Consider the following 7,857-nt stretch of genomic DNA (forward strand, 5'->3'; position numbering starts at 1 on the left):
GATTTAAACCAATTTCTTGTCTGATTGTATTGGTGCCATGGTTTTGTCAAGCCAAATAGTTATTATTTCCTAAGGAAAACAATTGGTGTTGATTCGTGCAATTCGTGGGCAAAAAGAAAGTTATGAAAGCCCCTCGCAGTATTCTGCTCTGTGGTTTAAAGAAAAGTTAGAAAGAGATTTACTTCAGGCCAGAGGCCATGTTGGTAGCAACGTAGCGAGATGCTACGCCGAACAGGGGCCATGTTGGTAGATGCTATGCTAAACTGCTGGATATATGCTCTACGAGCAACCTTTATGAATTATAACATTGCTACAATTTCTCATGCTCTACGAGCAAAATAAAAGATTTACGAACTTGGGCATTGTACCGCATAGCTGGCGGAAGCTTAGGGAACGGTTCTTTATGGGCATCTTGCAAAAGAGAACCGTTCCTTAGAATAGATGGTTTTGCTGCGCCAAGTAGCTAATAATTATTTCCTAAGGAAAACAATTGCTGTAAATTCGTGCAATTCGTGGGCACAATAAAGTAATGGAACGACCTCGTAGTATTCAGCCCTGTGGTTTAATGAAAAGTTAGAAAGAGATTACTTCAGGCCAGAGGCCATGATGGTAAAGACGTAGCGAGACGCTACGCCGAACAGGGAGCGGTTCTTTATGGGCGTCTTGAGAAAGAGAACCGTTCCTTAGAATAAATGGTTTAGCTACGCCAAATGGCTAGTAATTCTTTCCTAAGGAAAACAATTGGTGTAAATTCGTGTAATTCGTGGGCAAAATTAAAGTTATTATTCCACCCTGTGGTTTAATGAAAAGTTAGGAAGGGATTTACTTTAGACCAGAGGCCATGTTTGTAGCAACGTAGCGAGACGCTACGCCGAACAGGGTTTTAATTCGTGCAATTCGCGGATAAAAATAAAGTTATGAAAGCGCCTCGCTTTGTTCAGTAGCTACAATGGCAGAATGTGATATGGCTTTACTATTAGGCAAAGTAAAACAAACCTTGGTACCCTTGTCTTTTTCCGATTCTACCCAAATACGACCATCGTGACGTTCAACGAACTCCTTACACAAGATTAACCCTAAACCACTGCCTTTTGCATTTGGACCCGATTCAATAAAGTAGGTTTCTTTCTTCTCAAAGAGTTGCTGGGTTTCGTCGGCGCTCATGCCGTAACCTTTATCGCTAATGCAAATGAGCGTTTCTTTTGAGTTCAGATTCGCCGAAATGATTATGCTACTTTCAGGTGGTGAATATTTAACGGCATTGGATACTAGGTTACGAATGATGGTGCGCAACATATTGATGTCCGAATCAACTACTATTTGTGGATCAATCTGGTATTCGAAGGCAATTTTGCGAGTGTTGATGGAACTATCGAGTATACCAACTGTTTGTTTTACTAATGGTAACAAAGGTGTGGCAACCGGATTGTAATCAATTTCGCCGCGTTGCGAATTGGCCCAGCTCAATAGGTTTTCGAGTAAATGGTAGGTGCTGGTTGACGACTCACGGGCAGCTTTTAGTAGGTTCTCTATGTCGTTGGGCTCATAGTTGGGCAAATCCATGTATAGCTCAATCAACTCTTTTAATCCACCAACAGGGCCACGCAGGTCGTGCCCAATTACCGATAGTAATTTATCCTTACTTAGGTTCGATAATTTAAGTGCCTCGTTTATATCTGATATCTCCTTCTTTTGAAGATGTAGGTGTTTCTCCGATTTTTTGAGGCGGTAGCGTTGACGATTTATAAAGTAACCAAGTACGAGAAGTATTAATAAAGTGCTAGCTATGGATATTATGGCTAGTAGCTGGTTGTGTAGTTTTGCTTCTTTTAATTCATCTTCTTTTTGCAATAAGCTTATTTCTTTATCTCGTTCCTGTATTTCAAAACTTTTTTCCATCTCAATTAGCTTGTCGGAGAAGGCTAGATTAGAGAGGGAGTCTTTTAATTCAATATATTCCTTAAGGTAGAATTGGGATTTTTTCGGCTGTTTTATTAAGCTAAAATAAAAAACGGAATTGTAATAAAAATCTAATATGTCAATACTTTTAAGAGTTGAGTCCTTCAACATAGAGGAAAGGATTTTAAAATATTGATTAGCTTCATTTGTTTCATTTTTTATCGAAGAAATCTTGTATAGATTTAAATAGCAAGTTTCCAGATTGTTGTATTTGTGTTTCGTTTTTAGTTCAACGGATTTTATTAAATACTTTTTTGCTTTCTCTAGATTATCTTCTTTTAAATACAGTACCCCTAAATTATTATATACCATACTTAGAATACGATAATCGTTGTTAGAAGTAGCAAGTAATTCAAGTTTGTAATAGTTTTCTATTGCCTCTTTTGATTTTCCATTTTTTATGTAATGATTGCCTAAATGCAGTAGTACCGTTTTTTGAATGTGTAAATTAGAAGTATGGTATAGCCATTCGTTTATTTCATTAAAATATATATTTGCATATTCATTATTTTCTCGTTTAGAAAAATGAGAAGCTAACTCTAAATTTGCTAGTATAATTTTATTGACCTCTCCAAGGGTTTTGTAAATAAGAATAGATTGCTTAATGTTAGTAACTTGAAGTGTTGTGTTTTTAAGTTTGCTATAAACTTTTCCTATGTAAAAATATGAATCGGCCTCGCCAATAGAACAATCAATGCTCTTGTTTAATTTAAGAGCTAACTTCAAGGTGTCTAGTGAATTCGAATATTTTTTGATTTTATAGAGGTGTTTACCCAGCTCTATAAGGAAAACACATTTACTAATTGAATCAGATGAGTTTCTCACACCAGACCTAAGTAGTATCGGAATACTATCTTTATTAACTTCTTTAAGATGTGATTGAGTGTGGTGTTTAGCTGTTTTAAATATCGCATTCTTTTTGGAGCTAGTAGGAGCAGCCAGATGTTTTTTTTCTACAGCGTCGATATTATTAATTAAGAAAAAAAGAAAAGCCCATAAGTATAATAATGAGCCCTTCAATTTCATTGCTTTTATATTTTTATTATACTTCAATTTCATTGTAATCTAATGATGTTCCTTCATCACCTTCATCACCTTCAGCCGATGTTCTTGCCATTGGTTGAGCCTCAAGTGATGCAGATACAACTTTCACATTCACGCCTCTTTCCAACAAACCAACATCCTCACGCTCAATGGTAAAGTCTTCGCCAAAATAATCAAATTTATTGGAAGTGCCGGTGTAGTTAATGCGTAATTGGCGGTAAAGCACATTGTCTGCAATTTTACCTTCTCCGCTAGTTGTTATTTTACTGTCTTCCGGCAAGTAAGTCACGGTTCTAATAATAAATTTTTCGATACGTCCATCAGAACCTTTTACAGTTTCTAAATTAACGTAGGGTACAAATTTTCTCATATTGCTAATAAGATTATAGTTGTTATTGGAGACTAAGATATAAAAAAAAGACATTCTCTTTACGTGATTTGAATTTTTTGGAACAATGTTCGGTAATAATCGTTAGTATTTGCGCGTATCTTATAATTCAAGCACTTGTTTATTGCTTGTTTATTAAAAATGCAATTCCTTTACACGAGCTAATAAAAGCAGCTTAATTATATATACAGTTTATGGAGCTAAATAATGTCTTATTTGCGTTTGGATTAACACTATTTGCTGGTTTAAGTACGGGTATTGGAAGTGCCATGGCATTTTTCGCGAAACGAACCAATACAAAATTTTTGGCCATTTCCTTGGGTTTCTCTGCCGGGGTAATGATCTACGTGTCGTTTGTTGAAATATTAGTGAAGGCACGCGAAAGTTTGGTGGAAGGTTATGGTGAGCTTGCTGGAAATTGGTATACGGTTATTGCTTTTTTTGGCGGCGTATTGTTCATTGCCCTTATCGATAAGTTTATTCCATCGGCCGAAAACCCCCACGAATTGCATTCGGTTGAGGAGATGGGAAGTAAACCACAAGGGAAGGATAAGAAACTGATGCGCATGGGTATGTTTACCGCCCTGGCCATTGGCATCCATAATTTCCCGGAAGGTTTAGCCACTTTTACTGCCGCCATTAACGAACCTAACCTAGGGATTGCCATCGCTGTCGCCATCGCTATTCATAATATTCCGGAAGGTATAGCTGTTTCGGTACCAATTTATTACGCCACAGGCAGCCGTAGAAAAGCATTCCGCTTAAGTTTTTTATCGGGATTATCCGAACCCATCGGGGCACTTATTGGTTATCTTATCTTAATGCCATTTATGACACCCATGACCTTTGGGATAATTTTCGCGGGTGTGGCCGGTATTATGGTGTTTATTAGTTTAGATGAACTGTTACCATCGGCCCGTGAATACGGTGAGCATCATCTTTCAGTTTATGGCTTATTTGCCGGCATGGCCGTAATGGCCATCAGTTTATTATTGTTTTTGTAAAGTATAAAAAATAGAATGAAGAAATTACTAGGCCTACTATTAATGGCCCTAATTGGAGTTGGAACGACCTTAGCTCAAAAAACAGATGCCAACATTTTTGGTGATGTTAAAGCTGAAGATGAACACTTGCCCTTTGTAAGTGTGTATTTGAAAGATACCCAATATGGAACAATGACTGATTTATCGGGTCACTACATGTTAACAAATTTACCTATCGGGAAGCATGTATTAGTAGCGAGTTTAATGGGTTATAAACCCGTTGAGAAGGAAGTGACCATTGTTGAAGGTAAATCTTTGGAGATTAACTTTGTATTGCAAGAAAAGGTGATGTCTCTGGATGATATTGTTGTTACCGGAACTAAAACCTTTAAGCGAAAGACAGAATCTGCTGTTGTGGTGAATGTGTTAGAAGGGAAGAAGCTAGAAATGCTTCAGGCTGGTACTTTATCGGAGGGGCTAGCTTTTCAACCGGGCTTACGTATGGAAACAGATTGTCAAACGTGTAACTATACCCAATTGCGTATGAATGGTTTGGGTGGAGGCTACTCGCAGATATTAATTAACAGTCGCCCGGTATTTAGTCCGCTGACTGGTTTATATGGTTTGGAGCAAATTCCAACCAACATGATTGAACGCATAGAAGTTGTGCGTGGGGGAGGTTCTGCACTTTATGGAGCAGGTGCCATAGGTGGAACGGTTAATGTGATCACCAAAGTGCCTGATGCCAGTTCTTTCTCGGCTTCAACAACGCAGTCGGTAATTAATGGACAAGCTAGCGACCGACAACTGTATGCCAATGCGGGCGTATTGAGCGATCGACGTAATGCAGGATTAACTCTATTTGCCTCACACCGTAATCGCGAATCCTACGATCATAACGATGATGGTTTTAGTGAATTGCCTGTTCTCAAAAACAATTCATTTGGTTTTACATCCTTTTTATTGCCGGCACCCAATCACAAGATTGAGTTGAGCTTGTCAAGTATGCACGAGTATCGCCGTGGTGGTGATCGCGAAGATCTACCCGCTTATTTGGCGGAGCAAACTGAAGAACGCACGCATAATGTATTAATGGGTGGTTTGGATTATAGCTTCAATTTTAACGATAACCAATCTTCTTTTGCGGCTTTCCTGGCAGGACAGAAAACAGACCGTGATCACTACACGGGTATTAAACCTGATAAAGAAACGAAGGAAGAAGATTATTGGAAACATATTGAACTTCCGCCTTATGGTATAACGGATAACCAGACATACATGGGAGGTGTACAGATGAACCACCTCTTACCGGATTTTACATCGGGCAAGAATAATTTGACTTTTGGCGCTGAGTATAATTACGACATGGTGAAGGATGAAATTAAGGCATACGGAGAAAATGGAGGTATTAATCAGACCACACGTAATTTTGGAGCCTATTTTCAGAGTGATTGGGAATTAACCAAGAAGTTTAATCTATTAACAGGTATTAGGGCTGATAAGCATAACATGGTAGATAAAGTAATCTGGAGCCCACGTATATCTGCTTTGTACAAACATAATGGAATGCAATTGCGTGGATCTTGGTCAACTGGTTTTCGTCCACCGCAGGCTTTTGATTCTGATTTACATATGGCTTTTGCTGCAGGTGAAGTACAGCGCATTCAATTAGCACCTGATTTGCACGAAGAGAAATCACAAAGTTTAAGTGCTTCTGTCAACTACGATAAGCCAACCGAATCTTACATTTGGGGTGTTACGCTCGAAGGATTCTATACGCGTTTATACGATGCCTTTGTTTTGGAAGAGTTAGAAGATAAAGATGAGAATGATAATACCATATTAGAGAAACGTAATGGTGGTAATTCAACAGTGCAGGGAGTAACTTTTGAATTACGTGGTAATTATAATCGTCTTTGGCAATTAGAAACTGGTATTACGGTTCAATCGAGCAAATACGACGAAGTGGTCGAATGGTCAGCAGGGACAGAAGGTAGCAAACGCTATTTGCGTTCGCCAGATTCTTATGGATATTACACATTAACATACAGCCCAGCATGGGGAATCAAAGCAGCACTATCCGGTGTTTATACTGGTCCTATGCTGGTGCCCTATTATAATGGCCCTGAATTGCGAACATCCAAATCATTTCTCGAAAACAATATTAAACTAACATATGCCCTTGACTGGCGAAAAGTTGGTGTCGGCGTTGAATTTTTTGGCGGTGTTCAGAATATATTTAACGAATATCAAGATGATTTTGATACAGGCAAAGATCGAGATAGTAACTATGTTTATGGACCATCTCGTCCGCGTACAGTTTATTTAGGGCTGAAGTTAATGAGTTTATAATTCTGATTTGAAAATATTTCAATTTGAAGATGAGTCGATTTGGAAATGCGTTGCAATGAGCTTGTCGACTTGTGGTGAGTATATCGAACCGTTGTGATGACAGGTTATAAGCTGTAAAAGTGTGTCTCGCGGTGAGCTTGTCGAACCGTTGATTTAGAAATTGAGTCAATTATTCATTGTGATGAATTATTATAAAGATTATTAAGGATGCTAAAGAAAGAACGCTACGAGAAGGTAATTGAATATTTTCAGAAGAATATGCCAGTGGCTGAAACCGAGCTGCATTACTCGAATCCCTATCAATTGTTAGTTGCGGTTATCCTATCAGCTCAATGCACCGATAAGCGTGTGAATCAATTAACACCTGCTATATTCGAACGTTATCCACAGCCTCACGATTTAGCTGATTCCACACCCGAAGAGGTGTTTGAATACATTCGTTCATGCAGTTATCCTAACAATAAAAGCAAACATCTGGTTGGTATGGCAAAAATGCTGGTCAATGATTTTAATAATGTTGTACCAGACGATATAAAAGAATTACAAAAAATGCCTGGTGTGGGTCGTAAAACAGCCAATGTTATTGCATCTGTTGTGTACGAAAAACCTGCCATGGCTGTTGATACGCATGTGTTTCGATTAGCAGCACGCATTGGTTTAAGTACTAATTCAAAAACGCCTCTGGAAACAGAAAAGCAATTGGTTAAATATTTCCCGGAAGAATTATTGGCTGTTGCGCACCATTGGTTGATTCTGCATGGTAGATATGTATGCCTTGCTCGTAAACCAAAGTGTGCAAAATGCGGATTAAAAGAGTGTTGCAAATATTACGAAAAAGAAGTGCTCAATGCTTAATTGTATTTCAGTTGCTGGTTTTAATCTATAAGTAATATGCAACTTATAGTTTCGGCTTGATGTTTAACAATTATTAACGGCGATAGTTTGTAGTTGTTTCAATATAATTAGCACCTTTGCAGAAGGGATTTTCATAAAAATTGGATTTAGTTAGCTGATTTAAGGTAAGGGCAGATTTTTTAATCTGTCCTTCTTTTTTTTATCCCTAGTGGTTAACGAAAACTTTAACAACTATTAACTTTACTTTAATTTTGTTAACTATAATTTTAATGATAT

General features: G+C 38.0%; 5 protein-coding genes. 3 read left to right on the forward strand and 2 right to left on the reverse strand.

Features of this window, described 5'->3' with window-relative positions; all coding sequences use genetic code 11:
• Positions 1-915: 915 nt before the first annotated feature.
• Both ACRD7B_RS18800 and ACRD7B_RS18805 read right to left on the reverse strand, forming a co-directional pair.
• Positions 916-2,985 carry a tetratricopeptide repeat-containing sensor histidine kinase gene (locus tag ACRD7B_RS18800; protein WP_430826178.1) on the reverse strand — a complete coding sequence of 690 codons (2,070 nt, stop codon included), beginning with the start codon at positions 2,983-2,985 and terminating at the stop codon, positions 916-918.
• Positions 2,986-3,001: 16 nt separating this feature from the next.
• Positions 3,002-3,373 carry a hypothetical protein gene (locus ACRD7B_RS18805; protein ID WP_430826179.1) on the reverse strand — a complete coding sequence of 124 codons (372 nt, stop codon included), beginning with the start codon at positions 3,371-3,373 and terminating at the stop codon, positions 3,002-3,004.
• 212 nt (positions 3,374-3,585) lie between these two features.
• On the opposite strand from ACRD7B_RS18805, the gene zupT reads away from it, so the two are divergent.
• The 3 genes from zupT to nth all read left to right on the forward strand — a co-directional run bounded on the left by zupT (position 3,586) and on the right by nth (position 7,581).
• Positions 3,586-4,395, forward strand: a complete 810-nt coding sequence (gene zupT, locus ACRD7B_RS18810) for a zinc transporter ZupT (protein ID WP_430826180.1) — start codon at positions 3,586-3,588, stop codon at positions 4,393-4,395.
• A gap of 15 nt (positions 4,396-4,410) precedes the next feature.
• The gene (locus tag ACRD7B_RS18815; RefSeq protein ID WP_430826181.1) at positions 4,411-6,726 is read left to right on the forward strand and encodes a TonB-dependent receptor; all 2,316 of its coding nucleotides are present in this window, start codon (positions 4,411-4,413) and stop codon (positions 6,724-6,726) included.
• 207 nt (positions 6,727-6,933) lie between these two features.
• Positions 6,934-7,581, forward strand: a complete 648-nt coding sequence (nth, locus tag ACRD7B_RS18820) for an endonuclease III (RefSeq protein WP_430826182.1) — start codon at positions 6,934-6,936, stop codon at positions 7,579-7,581.
• Positions 7,582-7,857: the final 276 nt, after the last annotated feature.

Origin of the sequence: Carboxylicivirga fragile (assembly GCF_050589805.1) — a bacterium.
Classification (GTDB): Bacteria; Bacteroidota; Bacteroidia; order Bacteroidales; family Marinilabiliaceae; genus Carboxylicivirga; species Carboxylicivirga fragile.